We start from the raw sequence: 18330 nt of genomic DNA on the forward strand, positions 1-18330 counted from the left end.
AATGCGAACGGCCCGCCGGGATCGGCGGGCGGTTCGAGGGGTGGGTCAGGTGGGGTTGGTGGTGAGGAGGGTGCCGAGGGCGCGGAGGTGGTCGGTGGCGGCGCCGAGGGCGAATTCGTGGTGTTTGGCGGCGGTGAAGTAGTTGTGCACGATGTGGTCGCGGTCGATGCCGACGCCGCCGTGGATGTGTACGACGGTGTGCGCTACGCGGTGGCCGGCGTCGGCGGCCCAGAACTTGGCGGTGTGCACGGCCGCGGCGCTCGGCAGGTCCTCGGAGAGCTGCCAGGCTGCCTGGGTGACCGCCAGACGCAGGCCCTGGACATCGATGTAGGCGTCGGCGAGCCGCTGGGCCACGGCCTGGAAGCTGCCCACTGCCTTGCCGAATTGTTCACGCTCGCGGGCGTATTCGGCGACCAGGTCGAGTGCGCGCTCCACCGTGCCGAGCTGGAGCGCACTGAGGCCGAGCCAGGCCCGGGTCAGTATCCAGTCCAGGATCTCGGCACCCTGTTCGACGGTGCCGACCAATTCGCCGGGGGCATCGGCGAATTCGACGAGGTACTCGGGGCTGCGATCGACGACCTGCTGCGCGGTCACCCTCGCCGCGGCGGGATCGACCAGGAACACCGCGGGTGCGCCCGCGACGGTGGCCGGGACCAGGATGCGCTCGGCGCGATCGGCCACCGGCACCGTGGTTTTGACGCCGGTGAGCCGCCAGCCGCCCGCCGCCTCGACCGCGACGGTGGCGGGCCTGGCCATATCCCAGTTGTGCTCTTCGGTCAGCGCCGCGGTCAGGATCACCTGGCCCGCGCCCGCCTGGGTCGCCAGATCCTGTTGCGCCGCATCGCCGAACCGGGCCAGCGCGCCCGCGCCGACCGCGATCGACCAGAGGTAGGGCACGGCGGCGAGCGACTTGCCGAGTTCGCGCAGCACGGCGGTCTGTTCGAGCACGCCGAAGTCGCCGCCGCCCACGGACTCCGGCAGCGCCGCCGCGAGCACGCCGGTGTCGGCGAGCGAACTCCACAGCGCCGCGTCGAATCGTTCGTCGGCCTTGTCGAGTTCGCGCAGCCGGTCGGCGGTGACGAGCTTGGCGCACACCTCGCCGGTCAGCCGGGCCAGATCGAGTTGGGCTTCGGTGGGAGTGAAATCCATGTCAGCTCTCTGCTTTCCGGATCAGCGCGCGGCGGCGGGTTGCTTGAGGGCGGTCATCGCGATGATGTCGCGCTGCACCTCGTTGGTGCCGCCGCCGAAGGTCAGGATCAGCGCGGCCCGATGCATCCGCTCGAGCCGTCCGCGCAGTTCGGCGCCGGGGGAGTCCTGCCGCAGATAGGCCTGCGGGCCGAGCACCTCCATGAGCAGCCGGTACGCCTCGGTGGCCAGCTCGGTGCCGTACACCTTGCAGGTGGAGGCGTCCCAGGGCCGGGGCGCCGCGTCGCCGCCCGCGTCGGCCCGGCTGGCGATCTCCCAGTTCAGCAGCTTCAGGTATTCGACCTTGGCGTGCACCCGGGCCAGGTTGACCTGCACCCATTCCTGGTCGATGACCCGGGAGCCGTTGCCCGCCTTGGTGTTGCGCGCCCAGTCGACGGTCTGGCGCACCGCGAGCGCGAGCGGTCCCGCCGAGGTGAGCGCGACCCGCTCGTGGTTGAGCTGGTTCGTGATCAGCGCCCAGCCGCCGTTCTCCTGGCCGACCAGTGCGCTCGCGGGCACCCGGACGTCCTGGTAGTAGGTCGCGCTGGTGTCCGGTCCCGCCATGGTGTGCACGGGGGTCCAGGAGAAGCCTTCGGCCGTGGTCGGCACGATGAGCATGCTGATGCCCTTGTGCTTCTTGACGTTCGGGTCGGTGCGCACCGCGAGCCAGACGTAGTCGGCGTAGGCGATCAGACTGGTCCACATCTTCTGGCCGTTGATCACGTAGTCGTCGCCGTCGCGCACCGCGGAGGTGCGCAGGCTGGCCAGGTCGGTGCCTGCGCCGGGTTCGGAGTAGCCGATGGCGAAGTGCAGCTCGCCCGCCGCGATCTTGGGCAGGAAGAAGCGCTTCTGCTCCTCGCTGCCGTAGTGCATGATCGTCGGCGCGACCGAGTTGATGGTCAGGAACGGCACCGGTGCGCCGGCGATCGCGGCCTCGTCGGTGAAGATCAGCTGATCCATCGTGGACCGGTCCTGGCCGCCGTATTCCTTCGGCCAGGCCAGCGTCAGCCAGCCGTCGCGGCCCATCTCCCGCACGACGTCGCGGTAGACGGTGCCCTGGCCGTACTCGCCGGTCTGCGCGCTGAGCGCGGCCCGCCGCTCGGGGGTGATGAGTCGCGCGAAGTAGTCGCGCAGCTCCGCGCGTAGCTCCTCCTGCTGCGGCGTGTACGCAATGCGCATGGCAAATACCTCATGCCTTCTCGATGTGGGTGCATCCGATCATTGCATACCGACTGAAACATGTTCCAGTATTGCTACTGAATCCGGTCGATAGCGCCACCTGCGGCGGTACCGGCTTGTTAGGGTTCGCCAAGGATCGCGGTAAAGGAGTTCTCATGAAGGTAAGCGTCGATCTGGATCAGTGCGAAGCGAACGGAATCTGCGTCGGAATCGCCCCCGACGTGTTCGAACTCGATGACGAAGACCAGTTGCACATCCTGACGGCCGAGGTGCCGGCCGACCGCGTCGCCGACGTCGAGGACGCGGTCGCGCAATGTCCGAAAGCGGCGCTGCGGCTCCAGTGAAATGGTCCCTTGCCATCGGCTGGAACACGTTCTAGGGTCGGCCCCGTGGACGATGTAGATGTGAGCCTGGCCGGACGAGTGGCGATCGTGACCGGAGCGGGCGCCGGGCTGGGGCGGGCAGAGGCGCTCGCGTTGGCCGGTGCCGGAGCCTCGGTGGTGATCAACGACCTGGCCGAATCGGATGCGGTGTCCGACACCCTGTCCGAGCTCCGCGCGCTCGGCGCCAAGGCCGAGTTCGTCGCGGGCAGCATCGCCGAACGGGCCACCGCGGACGCGCTGATCCGCACCGCCGAGGAAGCCTTCGGTGGTGTGCACATCGTGGTGAACAACGCCGGGATCACCAGGGACCGGATGCTGTTCAACATGTCCGACGAGGATTTCGACGCCGTCGTCGCGGTACATCTGCGCGGTCATTTCCTGTTGTCCCGCAATGCCGCGGCCTATTGGCGCGGCAAGTCGAAGGCGGCCGGCGCGCCGGTCTACGGCAGGCTGATCAACACCTCGTCGGAGGCCGGTCTGCTCGGCCCGGAGGGGCAGGCGAACTACGGCGCCGCCAAGGCGGGCATCACCGCGTTGACGTTGTCGGCGGCGCGGGCGCTGTCGCGCTACGGCGTGCGCGCCAACGCGATCGCGCCCCGCGCACGGACCGCGATGACCGAAGCGGTGTTCAGCGCCGCGCCCGAGGGCACGGTCGATCCACTCTCTCCTGATCATGTGGCCCGGCTCGTCGCCTATCTCGCGTCACCGGCCGCCGACGCGGTGAACGGTCAGCTGTTCGTGGTCTACGGCGCGATGGTGGCGCTCATGGCCGCGCCCGTCGTCGAGCAACGGTTCGACGCCGCGGACGGTCAGTGGTCGCCGGGCGATCTCGCGGCCACCCTCGGCGGCTACTTCGCCGAACGCCCTGCCGGGCAGACCTTCTCGGCTTCGGCGCTGCTCGATCTCGGCTGAGCCCGGCTCGCCGCCGCCCGATCTCCGGCGCGAAACATGCGCAGCGAGGATCGGTATCTGCAAGACCCACTCGACACGAACTGCTGATCAACCGACCAACTGTTGATCAAGGGTCCGGCACTTGGTAGACATTGGGTGTCGAGATGTGCTCCGCCTCACAAAGGTGGGATCAATCTCTCTGACACCCGTTCCAGATTTATATGCCGATGCAGCTAAAAAGTGCAGTTCAAAAGTGACAAACATCTTCCGGCAACGTTGTGAACGTGTTCTAATCAATGAGGCGGTGCGGCCTCGGTGAAGAATCGTGCCGTGAGGTTGTACGCAGGTTCTGAGCAAGGAGGTTCGTAGATGAACGAGGTCCTTGCCGTGCCATTGCGGGCCGTCGGCGGGTTCTTCGAACTGACTGCCGAAGTCGCACGCGCCAGCGTGCGCAGGCCATTTCAATGGCGCGAGTTCATCGACCAGTCCTGGTTCATCGCACGGGTCTCGATCGTGCCGACGCTGTTGGTCGCGATTCCATTCACGGTTTTGGTGAGCTTCACCCTCAACATCTTGTTGCGCGAGATCGGCGCGGCCGATCTCAGCGGCGCGGGCGCGGCGTTCGGCGCGGTGACCCAGGTCGGCCCGATCGTGACGGTGCTGATCGTGGCGGGCGCCGGGGCCACCGCGATCTGTGCTGACCTGGGCGCCCGCACGATTCGCGAGGAAATCGACGCGATGCGGGTGCTCGGTATCAACCCGGTGCAGCGACTGGTGGTGCCGCGCGTGCTCGCCTCCATGTTCGTCGCGTTGATGCTCAACAGCCTGGTCTGCACCATCGGCATCGTCGGCGGATTTCTCTTCTCGGTGTTTCTGCAGGACGTGAACCCCGGCGCGTTCGTCAACGGCATCACGCTGCTGACGCATTTGCCCGAATTGATCATCTCGGAAGTGAAGGCCGGATTGTTCGGGCTGATCGCCGGGCTGGTGGCCTGTTATCTGGGTTTGAATGTCAAAGGTGGTCCCAAGAGTGTCGGTGATGCGGTGAATCAGACCGTCGTCTTCGCCTTTATGGCTTTGTTCGTCGTGAACGTGGTGGTCACCGCGGTAGGCATCAAGTTCACGGCGCGGTGACCGCATGGCCTTCGTGATCGAATCCCGCTTCCCGCGTACCGTTCGACGGGTGCGTCGGATGTCGGACTCGCTCGATTCTGTCGGTAAACAGGCTGTGTTCTACGCGCAGGCGCTGGGGGCCATTCCGCGCGCGCTCACCCACTATCGGACCGAGACCATTCGATTGATCGCCGAAATCAGTATGGGCAGCGGTGCTTTGGCGGTGATCGGCGGCACCGTGGTGATCGTCGGCTTCCTCACCCTGTTCGCCGGCGGCACCATCGCGGTGCAGGGCTACAGCTCGCTCGGCAATATCGGCGTCGAGGCGCTCACCGGATTCTTCGCGGCCTTCATCAATGTCCGCATCGCCGCCCCGGTCATCTCCGGCATCGGTCTGGCCGCCACCATCGGCGCCGGCTCGACCGCGCAGCTCGGCGCCATGCGGGTGGCCGAGGAGATCGACGCGCTCGAGTCCATGGCCATCCGGCCGGTGCCGTACCTGGTCGGCACCCGGGTGCTGGCCGGGATGATCGCGATCGTGCCGCTGTACGCGCTCGCCGTGATCGCGTCCTTCCTGGCCAGCCGGTTCGCCACGGTCGTCATCTACGGGCAGTCGGCGGGCGTGTACGACCACTACTTCTCCACCTTCCTGATCCCGAGCGACATCCTCTGGTCGTTCGCGCAGGCGATCTTCATGGCCTTGGCGGTCATGCTCATCCATACCTACTACGGCTACAACGCCGCGGGCGGCCCGGTCGGGGTCGGCGTGGCGGTCGGCAACGCGGTGCGGACCTCGCTGGTCGCGGTGGTCACGGTGACACTGCTGATCTCGCTGGCCATCTACGGCACCTCCGGCAACTTCCACCTCTCCGGATAGCGATATGGCGGATTCGACGAAATTGCGAAACGCGCTCGGGTTCAAGCTCGCCGGAGCCGCGATGGTGCTGGCGATGGTGGCGATCGTCGCGATCGCGCTGCTGATGTTCGTCGGCGGCTTCACTTCGACGGCGACCGTCATGGTCGACGCGCCGCGCAGCGGCCTGGTGCTCGACCCGGACGCCAAGGTGAAGGTGCGCGGCGTGGAGATCGGGCGGGTCGTCGGGATCGAGCAGACCGCCGAGGGCGCCAGCCTGAAACTGGCGGTGAATCCCGATCAGCTGAAACTGGTTCCGGCGAACGCGGGCGTAGATATCCGCTCCACCACCGTCTTCGGCGCGAAGTACGTGAATTTCACGGTGCCCGAACAGCCTTCGGCGACCTCGCTGAAACCCGGTGCGCGGGTGAGTGTGCAGCACGTGACCGTCGAGTTCAACACGCTGTTCCAGCACCTGTCCGACGTGCTGGCCAAGGTCGAGCCGGAGAAGCTGAACGCGACGCTGTCCGCGCTCGGCACCGCGTTGCAGGGCCGCGGCGAGAAGCTCGGTGACCTGCTCGCCCGCAGCGATGCCTACCTGCGCGATATCAACCCGTATCTGCCCACGCTGCAACAGGATCTGGTGCAGACCGGTCAGGTCACCGACCTGTACGCGGACACGGCGCCCGATCTGCTGCGCACCGTGGACAACGCCACCGTCACCAGCCGCGCGCTGGTCGACGAGCAGCAGAGCCTGGACGACGTGCTGGCCAACCTGATCGGCCTGGCCGACACCACCGGATCGGTGCTGAAGGAGAACGAGGGCAACCTCGGCACCGCGCTGGATCTCTTGCGGCCCACCACGCAATTGCTGTTCGAATACAACCCCGCGCTCGGCTGCATCATCAACGCGCTCGGCCCGATGATGCCACTGGCCGAACGGGTTTTCGGCGGGGTGCTGCCCGGCATCGGGATGAACACCAACTTCATGTTCGGCGCCAAGCCCTACACCTACCCGGACGACCTGCCGAAGGTGAACGCCACCGGTGGCCCGCATTGCGAGGGCGTGGTCGACCGGGTGCCGAACAGTCATGCCGACTACGTCGTCACCGACACGAATCAGGGAGCTCCGTACGTGCCCAACACGGGTTTCGTGAAGCCCAACTCGGCGCCCAAGGTGTTCCAGCTGCTGTTCGCCGGGTTACCGGGGGTGGACGCACTGTGAAGAACACCGCGACGACCGTGAAACTGGCCATCTTCACCTTGGTGATGGCGCTGGTCTTCGCCGGGCTGACGGTCGTGTTCAGCCAGATGCGCTTCGCCAGGGAGCACGGCTACCACGCCGTGTTCACCAGCTCGTCGGGCATGCTGCCCGGGGCCAAGGTGCGCATCGCGGGGGTGCCGGTCGGCTCGGTCTCCTCGGTGCGGGTGGGCAAGGACAAGCTGGCGCACGTCGAGTTCGACGTCGACCGCAAGTACCGGTTGCTCACCAGCACCCGGGCCACCATCCGCTACGAAAACCTGGTCGGGGACCGGTATCTGGAGCTGCTGGAGGGCCCGGGCGCCGCGGACGTGCTGCGCGACGGCGGCACCATCGACAAGGACAAGACGGCACCCGCGCTCGACCTGGACATGCTGCTCGGCGGGTTCCGGCCGCTGCTGCGCGGCCTCGATCCCGCGCAGGTGAACGATCTGACCAGCGCCTTGCTCCAGATCTTCCAGGGCCAGGGCGGCACGCTGGTCTCGCTGCTCAACAGCGGTGGCTCCTTCGCCAAGACGCTGGCCGACCGCGACGAGCTGATCGGCAACGTGATCAACAACCTGAACACGGTGTTGCAGACCATCGATCAGCGCGGTGACCAGTTCGCCACCACCCTCGACGAATTGCAGCGCCTGATCACGGATCTGGCCGCCGACCGGGATCCGATCGGCGACGCGTTGCCGCGGATCGCCGGGGCCACCAGGGATCTGACCGATCTGCTCGCACAGGCGCGACCCGATCTGCGCACCACCATCGAGCAGACCGGGCGGTTGTCGAGCAATCTCGACAACGGCTCCGACACCATCCAGTGGGTGCTCGACCGGCTGCCCGACACCTACAAGAAGCTCATCCGCATCGGCGCCTACGGCTCGTTCCTGCAGCTCTACGTCTGCGGGACCAACCTGCTCGTCGACGGGCCGGACGGGCAGCCGCTGCAGGTGAACCTGCCGGGCAAGCAGACGACCGGAAGGTGTGCGCCCGAATGAACGAGCAGCGATCCCGTGTCGTCACCATCGGCATCGTCGGCCTGGTGGTCGCGGTGTGCGTGGCTTTGTCGGCCCTGCAGTTCGAACGGCTGCCGTTCATCCGCGGCGGCGCGAACTACACCGCGTTCTTCGCCGACGCCGGCGGGCTGCTGCCCGGCGATCCGGTCCAGGTGGCCGGCGTGCGCACCGGCCGGGTGGACAGCGTGCACCTCGACGGCGACAAGGTGCTGGTGCGGTTCACCCTCGACGAGTCGATCGTGCTCGGCCAGAAGACCGCTGCCGCGATCAAGACCAACACGGTGCTCGGCCGCAAGTCGCTCGAGCTGACGCCGACCGGGCCGGGCGCGCTGCGGCGCGACGACACGATTCCGTTGGACCGCACCACTTCTCCGTACTCGCTCAACGACGCGCTCGGCGATCTCGGCCGCACCGTGCAGGGGCTGGACCTCGAGCAGGTGGACAAGACGCTCGACACGCTCTCGGCGACCTTCGCCGATACGCCCGCCCCGCTGCGCGCGGCACTGGACGGGGTAACGGCCTTGTCCCGCAGCATCAATGCGCGCGACCAGGCGCTGTCCGATCTGCTGGTCCGCGCGCAGAGCGTGACCAAGATCCTGGCCGACCGCAGCAACCAGATCAACATGCTGCTGCTGGACGGCAACAACCTGCTCGGCGAGCTGGACCGGCGGCGTGGCGCGATCGGGCAGCTGATCGTCTACGTCAACGAGGTGGCCAAGCAGCTGTCCGGTCTGGTCAACGACAACGAGGCACAGCTGAAACCGGCGCTGGACAAACTGAATTCGGTGCTCGGCCTGCTGCAGCGCAACAAGCAGAACCTGTCCGACGCGCTCGACAACCTCGGTCCGTACGCCGCGGCCCTCGGCGAGCAGGTCGGCAACGGCCCGTGGTTCAACGCCTATGTCGTCAACGCCACCAGCACCCAGCTGCAGGGCCTGGTGGACGCGCTGGTGTGGCCCGAGCATCTGCCCGATGACCTGCGCAACATCTTCACGCATCCGGCACCGCCGTCGATCGGCCCGTCGATTCAGGAGCCACCGCGATGACCCTCATGGACAAGGCGAAAAAGGTGCCTCGCTGGGCGGTCGTGGTCGCGGGCGCCGTGGTGGTCGCGCTGGTGGCGTTCGGCGCGTACACCGGGATCACGCGGCTCGGCACGACCAGCATCACCGCGTACTTCCCGTCGACTTCGGGCCTGTACAAGGGCGACGAGGTTCGGGTGCTGGGGGTGAAGGTCGGCCGGATCGATTCGATCGAGCCCGGCAAGGACCGGGTGAAGGTGCGGGTGACCATCGATCGCGGGATCGACCTGCCCACCGACGCCCGCGCGGTGATCATCTCGCCGTCGCTGGTCTCGGCGCGGTTCATCCAACTCGCGCCCGCCTACACCGGCGGCCCGAAAATGGGCGACGGCGCGCAGATTCCGATCGAGCACACCGCGGTGCCGGTGGAGTGGGACGACATCAAGGCCGAACTGTCCAAGCTGGCAACCACTTTGGGCCCGGTCGGCGACGACTCGCAGGGCTCGTTCGGACGCTTCGTCAACACCGCCGCCGACAATATGGACGGCAACGGGCAGAAACTGCGCGACACGTTGCGTGAACTGTCCGCCACCCTGAACACCCTCTCCGACGGACGCACCGACCTGTTCGGCACCATTCGCAATCTGCAGAAGTTCGTGGATGTGCTGGCGGCGAGCAACGAACAGATCGTGCAGTTCGGCGGCAGGCTCGCCTCGGTCTCCTCGGTGCTGGCCGGCGCCTCCGCGGAACTCGGTGCGGGACTGGACAATCTGGACACCGCATTGGCCGATGTGAAGCGTTTCCTGGAGGGCAGCGGCGCCGAACTCACCGAGGGCGTGCAGCGGCTGGCCGACGTCACCCAGATCCTGGTGGACAAGCAACCGGAGCTGGAACGGGTGCTGCACTCGGGCCCGACCGCGCTGGTGAACTTCTACCAGATCTACAAGCCCGCCCAGGGCACGCTCACCGGTGCGGTGGCGCTGAACAACACGGCCGACCCGCTCGGCTTCCTGTGCGGATCGGTGCGCGCGCTGGAGATCAACCAGTCCGATCGCTCCGCCGACCTCTGCGCGCAATACCTTGCGCCGGTGATCAGTTCGCTGGCCATGAACTACGCGCCGATCCTGCTGAACCCGGCGACCGGTGTGCACGCGTTCCCGGAGCAGCTGAAGTTCAGCCCGCCGAGTCTGGCCGAGCAGGCGCCCGCACCGGGCCCGCCGCCGGTCACCGTGCCGGAAGGTCTTGCCGGACTGGCCATTCCGGGAGGTGGACGATGATGCCGCGCCGGATGACGACGATGGTGCTCGGTCTCGCTGTGCTGCTCGGTGTTTCGGGTTGCGAGTGGGACGGCTTGAACTCGCTGCCGATGCCGGGCACCGAGGGCACGATGGACGGCGCGTACCAGGTGCGCATCCAGATGCCGAATGTGACCACGCTGACCAGGAATTCGCCGGTGCGGGTCGACGACGTGACGGTCGGGACGGTATCGAACATCGAGGTGGAGGGCTGGCACGCGCTGGTCACCGTCTCGCTGAACCCGAACGTGCACCTGCCGGCCAATGCCGTCGCCAAGATCGGGCAGACCAGCTTGCTCGGCAGCAACCACATCGAGCTCGCCGCCCCCACCGATACCGCCGCGCAGGGTCAGTTGAAAGGCGGAGACGTGATACCGCTGGACCGCGCAGGCGCCTTCCCGACGACGGAGCAGGTGCTGTCCTCGCTGTCGGTGGTGCTCAACGGCGGTGGCATCTCGCAGCTGGAAACGATCACCCGCGAACTGAATTCGGCGTTGACCGGGCGCGAGAACGACATCCGCGACCTGCTGCCGCAGCTCGAGACGCTGACCACGGGACTGGACAAGCAGCGCAACGACATCATCGCGGCGATGAGCGGACTCGACCGGCTCGGCGGGCAATTCGCCCAGCAGCGCGACGTGGTCGCCAGGGCGATCGAGCGGATCCATCCCGCGCTCACCGTGCTCGCCGACCGCAGCGCGAGCATCACCGCGGCGATCAGCGCGCTCGGCGACCTCAGTGACGTCACCGATCGGATCATCACCACCAGTGGTGAGAACCTGAAGGCGAACCTGCGCAGTCTGGCACCGGTGCTGGAGACGCTGGCCGATACCGGGATGAACCTGGTCGAGGCGTTGAAGATCGTTCCGACCTTTCCGTTCCCGATGAAGAACCTGGACAAGGCGATCAAGGGTGACTACTTGAACTTGTTCATCACCGTCGACCTCACCGGGAAGCGGCTGGACAACAACTGGTTGATCGGTACGCCGCTCGGCGGCCGCTTCGGCGGTGTCGAAGGCGTGGTCGGCGGCTTCGCCCCCGATACCGCCACGCAGGCAGGCAATCCGGCGACCGGACCGCTGCTGCCGCCGCCGGCCGACGGACAGCCCGCGCCCGCGCTGCCCGGCCTGCCGCCCATCCCCGGCCTGCCCGCGATTCCGGGCCTGACCGTGCCGTTGCCGGGAAACACTGCGCCACAAGGGGGCCCGGGCCGATGACGCTGACCAGATTCGTCCGCACGCAGCTCGCGATCTTCGCCATCTTGACGGTGATCGGCCTGGTGGTGATGGGCGGGGTGTACGTGAAGGTGCCCGCGATGCTGGGCATCGGGCGCTACGACGTCACCGTGCAGCTGGCCGCGACGGGCGGTCTCTATCCCACCGCGAATGTCGCCTATCGCGGCACGAATGTCGGTGTGGTGCAGGATGTCCGGCTGACCACGACCGGTGTCGAGGCGCACCTGTCCATCGACAGCGACTACAAGGTGCCCGCGGACGTCAACGCCTGGGTGCGCAGCGTCTCGGCGGTCGGTGAGCAGTACGTCGACCTGATTCCCGCCGAGCGCCCGGTCGGCGGGAACCTGGCCGACGGTTCGGTGATTCCGGTGGGGCGCACCAAATTGCCGCAGGATGTCGGCACGTTGCTCGACCAGTCCGATCGGTTGCTGTCCAGCGTGGCCGACACCCGGCTGCGACAGGTGATCGACGAGGCGTTCAAGGCGTTCAACGGGGCCGGCCCGGATCTGCAGCGGTTCATCGATTCGGCGTCGTTGCTGGTACAGGAGGCACAGAACAACGCGGAACCGACCAAGAAGCTGCTCGATCAGATCGGACCCTTACTGGACACCCAGATCCAGTCCGACGCGGCGATCCGGTCGTGGACCAGTGATTTGGCCACGGTGACCGATCAACTTCGCGCGCATGATGTTTCGCTGCGCAATGTGCTGCACGAGGGCCCCTCGGCGATGCAGCGGGTGAACGCGCAGTTCGAATCCTTGCGACCGACCCTGCCGCTGTTGCTGAACAACCTGGTCAGCACCGGACAGGTGGGCGTGACGTATCACGCCGGGCTGGAACAACTGCTGGTGGTGTTCCCGCCGCTGATCGCGGCGCTGCGGACGGTCATCCGCGGACCCGCGGAGTACGGCGCCATGGTCGACTTCGGGACCGTGGTCAACGATCCGCCCGCGTGCACCACCGGATTCCTGCCCACCGATCAATGGCGCTCGCCGAGCGAACTCGATTCGCTGCCCTCACCGCGTGGCCTGTATTGCAAGGTGCCGCAGGACTCGCCGATCCAGGTGCGCGGCATCCGCAATACGCCGTGCGCGGAATTCCCCGGTCGTCGCGCGCCGACGCCCGAACTGTGCCGCACCGGTTATGTTCCGGAAGGCAACAACCCGCCGTTCGGCCCCGTACAGCCCGTGGCGCCTGCGGCAGCGCCGCCCGCGGAGGTTCCGGCGCAGACCGCACCCGCCGCGTACGGCACCGGGACACCGGCGGCCGCGCGATCCTACGACCCGTCCACCGGTCAGTACATCGGTCCGGACGGACGCACGTACCGACAGGGCGATATCGGACCGAACGGTTCGGGCACGGTACCGTCGAGCTGGCAGGCGATGCTCGAGGAGCAGCAACGATGAGCGATAGCAACGGAGATCAGCGGCGCACGCGGCGACGTGCGGTGCGCTCGGTGGGGCCACCGGCGGACGAGTCGGCGGCGCCCGGTGTGACATCGATACCAGCCGAAAAGACGCCGGTACCGAAGGCCGGCGCGGCGTCGTCCGGCACCGCGCCCACCCCGGTCGACGCCGTGGATTCCGGCACGGTCGCAGACGCCGGAACTGTCGATCTCGGTAAGGCGGCCACCGACGTCGGTAAGCCTGCCGACGCCGAACTGGGTAAGACGGCTGGTACGAGCGCAATCGAGCCCGATGCGTCGCCGACTGACGCGAACGAGTCGAAGTCTCGTCGCGGTGTCGGCCGCATCCTCGCCTTCGCGGCGGCCGCCGTCCTGGTGCTCGCGCTGGTGGTCGGCGCGGGACTGTCGGTGGTCAAAGCTCGTTCGATCGACGCGCGCGACGAGCGGCGCACCGAATTCGTGCAGACCGCCAGGCAGGCCGCCCTGAATCTGACCACCATCCGGGCCGATTCGGCCAAGCAGGACATCGATCGGATCCTCGCGGTGGCCTCGGGCCAGTTCAAGAGCGAGTTCGACGGGCGGGTCGATCCGTTCCTGAACGTCGTGCAGCAGGCCAAGATCGTCTCCAACGGCGAGGTCGTCGAGGCGGCACTGGAAAGCGACGACGCCGACTCGGCGCAGGTGCTGGTGGCGGTCAAGCAGACCCTGACCAACGCGGGCCAGGAGGGTCCGCAGACGCGGCTCTATCGTTTCCGGATCACTGTGAGCCGGGGCGATGCCGGGTTGACCGCATCCAAGGTGGAGTTCGTCGGATGACAATGCGCAGCAAGATCCTGTTGGCGGGCGCGAGTGTGGTCGCCGTGGCGGCACTGATCGTGCTCGGCGTCAACGGATTCCGGATCTGGAACGACGATCGGGCGGAGCAGGCCCGCACGGACGCGGTGGCCGCGGCCGATCGATCGGTGTCGGCGATGTTCACCTACGACTTTCAGACGGTGGACAAGGAACTGCCCAAGGCGGCCGACAACCTGTCGCCGAAGTTCCGCGACGACTATCTGAAGCTGATCACCCAGGCGATCGCGCCCGGCGCGAAGGAGAAGCAGCTCACGGTGCACGCCACCACCCAGGCGGCGGGCATCGTGTCCGCGGACAAGTCCGAGGTGGTCGTGCTGCTGTTCCTCAATCAGGTGACCACGAGCAAGGATTCACCCCAGGGCACCACCACCGGCAGCCGGGTCAAGGCGACGGTGCAGAAGGACGGCGACCGCTGGCTGGTCGACCAGGTCACGCCGGTCTGAGCCCGCGCGGCAGCCGGACCGTGAAGGTGGTGCCGAGGCCCTCGACGCTCTGTACCCGCACCGTGCCGCCGTGCGCGGTGACCAGCGCCTGGACGATGGACAGGCCCAGGCCGGTGCCGCCGCTGCTGCGGGTGCGCGAACCGTCGGTGCGGTAGAAGCGTTCGAAGACGTGCTCGGCCTCCTCGGGTGGCAGGCCGGGGCCGGTATCGGCGACCTCCAGCACGATGTCGTCGGCGGTCGGGGTGAGCCGGACCGCGACGGCCGCCTCCGCCGGCGTGTGCGTGAGCGCGTTGTTGAGCAGGTTGGTCAGCACCTGACGGAGCCGGGTCTCGTCGCCGACGATCTCCAGAGTGCCCTCGCCGGACTGTATTTCGAGTTCGATGCGCCGCCGCGGACCCGCCGGATCGGCCGCCGCGGCCAAGGCGCGGGCGCCGTGCACGGCGTCGCTGGCCACGGCGAGCAGATCCACCACGCCCTGTTCCAGCGGACGTTGGGCGTCCAGTCTGGCCAGCATCAACAGGTCTTCGACCAGGATGCCCATCCGCTGGGACTCCCGTTCGATGCGGTCCATGAACAGGTCGGGCTCGCCGGTCGCGCCTTGCCGGTACAGCTCGGCGAAACCGCGAATGGTGGTGAGCGGGGTGCGCAATTCGTGACTGGCGTCGGCGATGAACTGGCGCATCTTCGCCTCGGAGTGCCGGGCGGCCGCCTCGGACGCCTCGGTCTTGGCGAAGGCCTGCTGGATCTGCGCGAGCATGCCGTTCAGCGACCGGGACAGGCTGTCGACCTCGGTGTTGGTGCCGCGCACCGGAACTCGGCGATACAGGTCACCGCGGGCGATGGCGGCCGCGGTGCTCTCGACCCGGCGCAGCGGGCGCAGGCTGCGCCGGATGACGAAGTACGCGACCAGTGCCAGCGCGCACAGCACCGTCAGCCCGACGACCAGTTGCAGCACGACCAGCCGATGCACGGTGTCGTTGTTCTGGGTGAGCGGCAGCGCCACGGTGGTGGTGCCGTCCGGGGCGCGCAATGTCAGCGCGCGCCACTGGACCGGCCCGCCGCCCGCCGAACCCACGGTGATCGGTCCAGTGGCCGGATTCTCCGGCAGCGCGGGTTCGCCGTCGACACCGAACGCCTTGATGAAGAACGTCCGGCCGTCCGTGCTGGTGGAATGCACATAGAACTGGCTCGGCGCGTGCCGCGGGTCCGGCGGCAGCACCGGTGGCGGTGGCATCCGGGCCCGGCGTGACCATTCGATCACGCCCTCCCGTAACTGCTGATCGGTGCGGTTGGTCAGCGACTGCTCGAGCCCGGAGGTGACCACCGTGCCCGAGATGAGCAGGCCGAGCCCGGCGGTGAGCACCAGCACCACCATCAAGGTCACCCGCAACGGGACCGCGGACAGCGCGGCGGTGGCCTTGGCGCGAATCCTCCCGATCCGCCCCAGGCTCATTTCCCGGCCGACCGGCTGCGGCTCGGTGCGCGCATCACATAGCCGACGCCACGCAGGGTGTGAATGAGCCGCTCGGAACCGGTGTCGACCTTCTTGCGCAGATACGACACATAGGTCTCCACCACACCGACCTCACCGCCGAAGTCGTAGCGCCACACGTGATCCAGGATGCGCGGCTTGCTCAGCACGGTGCCCGCGTTGACCATGAAATAACGCAGCAGGGTGAATTCGGTGGGCGACAGCGCGACCGGCTCGCCCGCCTTCCACACTTCGTGCGTGTCGTCGTCCAGTTCGATGTCCTCGAACCGGAGCCGCGAATTCTCCCGCTGCGGCGCGGTGTGCCCGGCCCGGCGCAGGATCACCCGTAGCCGCGCGACCACTTCCTCCAGGCTGAACGGTTTGGTGACGTAGTCGTCGGCGCCGAGGGTGAGCCCGGTGATCTTGTCCTGCATCTCGTCGCGCGCGGTCAGGAACAGCACGGGGGAGTCGATGCCGTCGGCGCGCAGCCTGCGCAAGAGGCCGAACCCGTCCATGCCCGGCATCATCACGTCGACGATCAGCGCCTGCGGCCGGAAGGTGCGCGCCTTGTCCAGCGCCTGCGCGCCGTCGGCCGCGGTGTCCACCTCGAAGCCCTGGTAGCGCAGGCTGACCGCGAGCAGCTCGACGATCATCGGCTCGTCGTCGACCACCAGCACCCGCGCCTCGGGTGCCTGCTCCGCAGGCGCACCACTCATGGGCTTCATGGTCCGTCATCCTCCTGCGAAGTCGCTGGACCAAACCTGGGTGATTCCTGTGAACGGAACTCAGCGGGTGGGTTGGCGTTCCTCCGGGTAGACGTCGTCGTCGGAGAGCAGGGCGCTGCCCGCGACCTGATCCTGGGCCAGGGCCTCGAGGAAGGCGCGGGCCCAGCGGTCCACGTCGTGGGCGAGCACCTGACGGCGCAGCGAGCGCATCCGGCGGCGCTTGGTGTCGCGGTCGTCCTCGATCGCGGAGACGATCGCGTCCTTCACGCTGTCCAGGTCGTGCGGGTTGCACAGGTAGGCCTGCCGCAATTCGGCTGCCGCGCCGGTGAATTCGCTCAGCACCAGGGCGCCGTTGAGCCCGCTGTGACAGGCGACGTACTCCTTGGCGACCAGGTTCATGCCGTCACGCAGCGGCGTCACCAGCATCACGTCGGCGGCGACGAAGAAGGCGATGAGCTCGTCCCGCGGGATCGGACGGTGCAGGTAGTGCACCACCGGATAGCCGACCCGGGCGAACTCGCCGTTGATCCGGCCGACCTGGCGCTCGATGTCGCCACGCATCTGGATATAGCTCTCCACCCGTTCCCGGCTCGGCGTGGCCAGCTGCACCATCACCGTCTCCGCCGGATCGATCCGCTGCTCGAGCAGCAGCTCCTCCAGCGCGTTGAGCCGGATATCGATGCCCTTGGTGTAGTCCAGCCGGTCGACACCGAGCAGGATGGTCTTCGGATTGCCCAGCTCCGCACGGATTTTCGCGCCCCGCTCGCGGATCGACCGGCGGCGCGAATGCTCATCGAGCTCGGCGGAGGAGATCGAGATCGGGAACGCGCCGACCCGCACCGTGCGGAAACCGACCTGCACGACGCCGAGTTTGGAGCGGACACCGACGGTGCCGCGCGAAGTCGGCTGACCGGCCAGCCTGCGCGCCAGATACAGGAAGTTCTGCGCGCCGCCGGGCAGATGGAAGCCGATCAGGTCGGCGCCGAGCAAACCCTCCACGATCTCGGTACGCCACGGCATCTGCATGAACAGCTCGACCGGCGGGAACGGGATGTGCAGGAAGAAACCGATGGTCAGATCGGGTCGCAGCATGCGCAGCATCTTGGGCACCAGCTGCAACTGGTAGTCCTGCACCCAGACGGTGGCACCCTCCGCCGCCACCTTCGCGGTCGCCTCGGCGAAGCGCCGGTTCACCGTGACGTAGGCGGCCCACCACTTGCGGTCGTAGACCGGTCGCACGATCACATCGTGATACAGCGGCCACAGCGTGCCGTTGGAGAAGCCCTCGTAGTAGTCGGCCACCTCCTCCGCCGACAGCGGCACCGGATGCAGTTCCAGGCCGTCCTCGATGATCGGATCGACATCCGCGTCCGGCACCCCGGCCCAGCCGACCCACGCGCCCTTGTTGTTGCGCAACACCGGTTCCAGCGCGGTGACCAGGCCGCCGGGGCTACGTTTCCACCGGCTCGTCCCGTCCGGCAGCCGTTCCAGGTCGACCGGAAGCCGATTGGCCACCACTACGAAGCCCGAACCGGATTCGGCCGGGCCGACCGGGGTTTGCGGGTGGTCGGCGGAGGTGTCTAGGGCGGGTTCGGAGCCGTCGGACGAAGTCATCTGGTCCACTCACGCATCCTTTGCGCGTCGCTGGGTCCCACAGGATCTGGGTAGCTCGACGTCGCCGTTGGCGTCGAAAGGTAAGAACGGGTTATTCGACCCGGGAGCTGGGGCCGATGCCGAGCATCGACAACAGCATCCGGCACTCGTCGGCGTCCTCCGCATAGGCGGCGACCACGCGCTGAGCCTGTCGTGCGGTCTCGTCGGCCAGTGGTTCCAGATCATCGTCCGCGATGTCGTTCGCGCTGCCCTTCGCGGCCATCTTCAAGTCCTCCCGGTTCACTACGCTCGTACGTGCGAATAGTCAATGGTATCTGGCGCCGCCAGGAGCGGGTGGTACCCGCGTCACACCGGCCCCCGGCCGGGTGTGCCGCCCCGCTCGCCCCTATACCGTGG

General features: G+C 67.6%; 18 protein-coding genes. 12 read left to right on the plus strand and 6 right to left on the minus strand.

All coding sequences use genetic code 11. The annotated features are described in order from the left end of the window. Nucleotides 1–45: 45 nt before the first annotated feature. Both NVU01S_RS24930 and NVU01S_RS24935 read right to left on the minus strand, forming a co-directional pair. A complete protein-coding gene (locus NVU01S_RS24930) occupies nt 46–1149 on the minus strand; it encodes an acyl-CoA dehydrogenase family protein (protein WP_043679897.1) in 1104 nt (367 codons plus the stop codon). A 21-nt stretch (nt 1150–1170) separates the two neighbouring features. Continuing rightward, a complete protein-coding gene (locus tag NVU01S_RS24935; RefSeq protein ID WP_014981411.1) occupies nt 1171–2364 on the minus strand; it encodes an acyl-CoA dehydrogenase family protein in 1194 nt (397 codons plus the stop codon). Between the two features lie 155 nt (nt 2365–2519). Here NVU01S_RS24935 and NVU01S_RS24940 point away from each other — a divergent pair, with 155 nt between their 5' ends. The 12 genes from NVU01S_RS24940 (at nt 2520) to NVU01S_RS24995 (ending at nt 14124) form a co-directional block, all read left to right on the plus strand. Further along, nucleotides 2520–2708, plus strand: coding sequence for a ferredoxin (locus NVU01S_RS24940; RefSeq protein WP_043679893.1), 189 nt, complete (start codon nt 2520–2522; stop codon nt 2706–2708). A 45-nt stretch (nt 2709–2753) separates the two neighbouring features. Then, nucleotides 2754–3659, plus strand: a complete 906-nt coding sequence (locus NVU01S_RS24945; protein ID WP_043679888.1) for a 3-oxoacyl-ACP reductase — start codon at nt 2754–2756, stop codon at nt 3657–3659. Between the two features lie 348 nt (nt 3660–4007). Then, nucleotides 4008–4772 carry an MlaE family ABC transporter permease gene (locus NVU01S_RS24950; protein ID WP_014981414.1) on the plus strand — a complete coding sequence of 255 codons (765 nt, stop codon included), beginning with the start codon at nt 4008–4010 and terminating at the stop codon, nt 4770–4772. Between the two features lie 4 nt (nt 4773–4776). Beyond that, nucleotides 4777–5628, plus strand: coding sequence for an MlaE family ABC transporter permease (locus tag NVU01S_RS24955; RefSeq protein WP_014981415.1), 852 nt, complete (start codon nt 4777–4779; stop codon nt 5626–5628). A gap of 4 nt (nt 5629–5632) precedes the next feature. Beyond that, the gene (locus tag NVU01S_RS24960) at nt 5633–6829 is read left to right on the plus strand and encodes an MCE family protein (protein WP_043679883.1); all 1197 of its coding nucleotides are present in this window, start codon (nt 5633–5635) and stop codon (nt 6827–6829) included. Further along, nucleotides 6826–7851, plus strand: a complete 1026-nt coding sequence (locus tag NVU01S_RS24965) for an MCE family protein (protein WP_029899596.1) — start codon at nt 6826–6828, stop codon at nt 7849–7851. Before NVU01S_RS24960 ends, NVU01S_RS24965 begins: the two co-directional genes overlap by 4 nt. Then, nucleotides 7848–8915 carry an MCE family protein gene (locus tag NVU01S_RS24970; protein WP_014981418.1) on the plus strand — a complete coding sequence of 356 codons (1068 nt, stop codon included), beginning with the start codon at nt 7848–7850 and terminating at the stop codon, nt 8913–8915. Before NVU01S_RS24965 ends, NVU01S_RS24970 begins: the two co-directional genes overlap by 4 nt. After that, nucleotides 8912–10168, plus strand: a complete 1257-nt coding sequence (locus tag NVU01S_RS24975) for an MCE family protein (RefSeq protein WP_043679879.1) — start codon at nt 8912–8914, stop codon at nt 10166–10168. Before NVU01S_RS24970 ends, NVU01S_RS24975 begins: the two co-directional genes overlap by 4 nt. Continuing rightward, entirely contained in the window at nt 10165–11403 is a 1239-nt protein-coding gene (locus tag NVU01S_RS24980; protein WP_043679876.1) for an MCE family protein, read from the plus strand. The genes NVU01S_RS24975 and NVU01S_RS24980 overlap by 4 nt, the downstream gene beginning before the upstream one ends. Continuing rightward, entirely contained in the window at nt 11400–12827 is a 1428-nt protein-coding gene (locus NVU01S_RS24985; protein ID WP_043679872.1) for an MCE family protein, read from the plus strand. The genes NVU01S_RS24980 and NVU01S_RS24985 overlap by 4 nt, the downstream gene beginning before the upstream one ends. Further along, nucleotides 12824–13642 (plus strand): Rv1363c family protein, encoded by an 819-nt coding sequence (locus NVU01S_RS24990; protein WP_156161913.1) that lies wholly within the window; start codon nt 12824–12826, stop codon nt 13640–13642. Before NVU01S_RS24985 ends, NVU01S_RS24990 begins: the two co-directional genes overlap by 4 nt. Nucleotides 13643–13644: 2 nt before the next feature. Further along, on the plus strand, nt 13645–14124 hold the full coding sequence (locus NVU01S_RS24995) for an Rv1363c family protein (RefSeq protein ID WP_052281261.1): 480 nt from the start codon (nt 13645–13647) through the stop codon (nt 14122–14124). Here NVU01S_RS24995 and NVU01S_RS25000 read toward each other — a convergent pair. The 4 genes from NVU01S_RS25000 to NVU01S_RS44290 all read right to left on the minus strand — a co-directional run bounded on the left by NVU01S_RS25000 (nt 14111) and on the right by NVU01S_RS44290 (nt 18196). After that, on the minus strand, nt 14111–15577 hold the full coding sequence (locus NVU01S_RS25000) for a sensor histidine kinase (protein ID WP_052281260.1): 1467 nt from the start codon (nt 15575–15577) through the stop codon (nt 14111–14113). The two genes, NVU01S_RS24995 and NVU01S_RS25000, sit on opposite strands and share 14 nt — an antisense overlap. Further along, on the minus strand, nt 15574–16311 hold the full coding sequence (locus tag NVU01S_RS25005) for a response regulator transcription factor (protein WP_043679863.1): 738 nt from the start codon (nt 16309–16311) through the stop codon (nt 15574–15576). Before NVU01S_RS25005 ends, NVU01S_RS25000 begins: the two co-directional genes overlap by 4 nt. 69 nt (nt 16312–16380) lie before the next feature. Next, nucleotides 16381–17934, minus strand: a complete 1554-nt coding sequence (locus tag NVU01S_RS25010; RefSeq protein ID WP_052281259.1) for an alpha,alpha-trehalose-phosphate synthase (UDP-forming) — start codon at nt 17932–17934, stop codon at nt 16381–16383. Between the two features lie 91 nt (nt 17935–18025). Next, nucleotides 18026–18196 carry a hypothetical protein gene (locus NVU01S_RS44290; RefSeq protein ID WP_014981427.1) on the minus strand — a complete coding sequence of 57 codons (171 nt, stop codon included), beginning with the start codon at nt 18194–18196 and terminating at the stop codon, nt 18026–18028. Between the last annotated feature and the right edge of the window lie 134 nt (nt 18197–18330).

Origin of the sequence: Nocardia vulneris (assembly GCF_001613425.1) — a bacterium.
Classification (GTDB): Bacteria; Actinomycetota; Actinomycetes; order Mycobacteriales; family Mycobacteriaceae; genus Nocardia; species Nocardia vulneris.

Bases quoted from the DNA above. Each gene is read 5' to 3' on its own strand.
- NVU01S_RS24950 (WP_014981414.1), top strand. From the start codon at position 4,008: ATGAACGAGGTCCTTGCCGTGCCATTGCGGGCCGTCGGCGGGTTCTTC.
- NVU01S_RS24985 (WP_043679872.1), top strand. From the start codon at position 11,400: ATGACGCTGACCAGATTCGTCCGCACGCAGCTCGCGATCTTCGCCATC.
- NVU01S_RS24930 (WP_043679897.1), bottom strand. From the start codon at position 1,149: ATGGATTTCACTCCCACCGAAGCCCAACTCGATCTGGCCCGGCTGACC.
- NVU01S_RS24995 (WP_052281261.1), top strand. From the start codon at position 13,645: ATGCGCAGCAAGATCCTGTTGGCGGGCGCGAGTGTGGTCGCCGTGGCG.
- NVU01S_RS24955 (WP_014981415.1), top strand. From the start codon at position 4,777: ATGGCCTTCGTGATCGAATCCCGCTTCCCGCGTACCGTTCGACGGGTG.
- NVU01S_RS24970 (WP_014981418.1), top strand. From the start codon at position 7,848: ATGAACGAGCAGCGATCCCGTGTCGTCACCATCGGCATCGTCGGCCTG.
- NVU01S_RS25000 (WP_052281260.1), bottom strand. From the start codon at position 15,577: ATGAGCCTGGGGCGGATCGGGAGGATTCGCGCCAAGGCCACCGCCGCG.
- NVU01S_RS24980 (WP_043679876.1), top strand. From the start codon at position 10,165: ATGATGCCGCGCCGGATGACGACGATGGTGCTCGGTCTCGCTGTGCTG.
- NVU01S_RS25005 (WP_043679863.1), bottom strand. From the start codon at position 16,311: ATGAGTGGTGCGCCTGCGGAGCAGGCACCCGAGGCGCGGGTGCTGGTG.
- NVU01S_RS24940 (WP_043679893.1), top strand. From the start codon at position 2,520: ATGAAGGTAAGCGTCGATCTGGATCAGTGCGAAGCGAACGGAATCTGC.
- NVU01S_RS24975 (WP_043679879.1), top strand. From the start codon at position 8,912: ATGACCCTCATGGACAAGGCGAAAAAGGTGCCTCGCTGGGCGGTCGTG.
- NVU01S_RS44290 (WP_014981427.1), bottom strand. From the start codon at position 18,196: ATGGCCGCGAAGGGCAGCGCGAACGACATCGCGGACGATGATCTGGAA.
- NVU01S_RS24960 (WP_043679883.1), top strand. From the start codon at position 5,633: ATGGCGGATTCGACGAAATTGCGAAACGCGCTCGGGTTCAAGCTCGCC.
- NVU01S_RS24990 (WP_156161913.1), top strand. From the start codon at position 12,824: ATGAGCGATAGCAACGGAGATCAGCGGCGCACGCGGCGACGTGCGGTG.
- NVU01S_RS25010 (WP_052281259.1), bottom strand. From the start codon at position 17,934: ATGACTTCGTCCGACGGCTCCGAACCCGCCCTAGACACCTCCGCCGAC.
- NVU01S_RS24935 (WP_014981411.1), bottom strand. From the start codon at position 2,364: ATGCGCATTGCGTACACGCCGCAGCAGGAGGAGCTACGCGCGGAGCTG.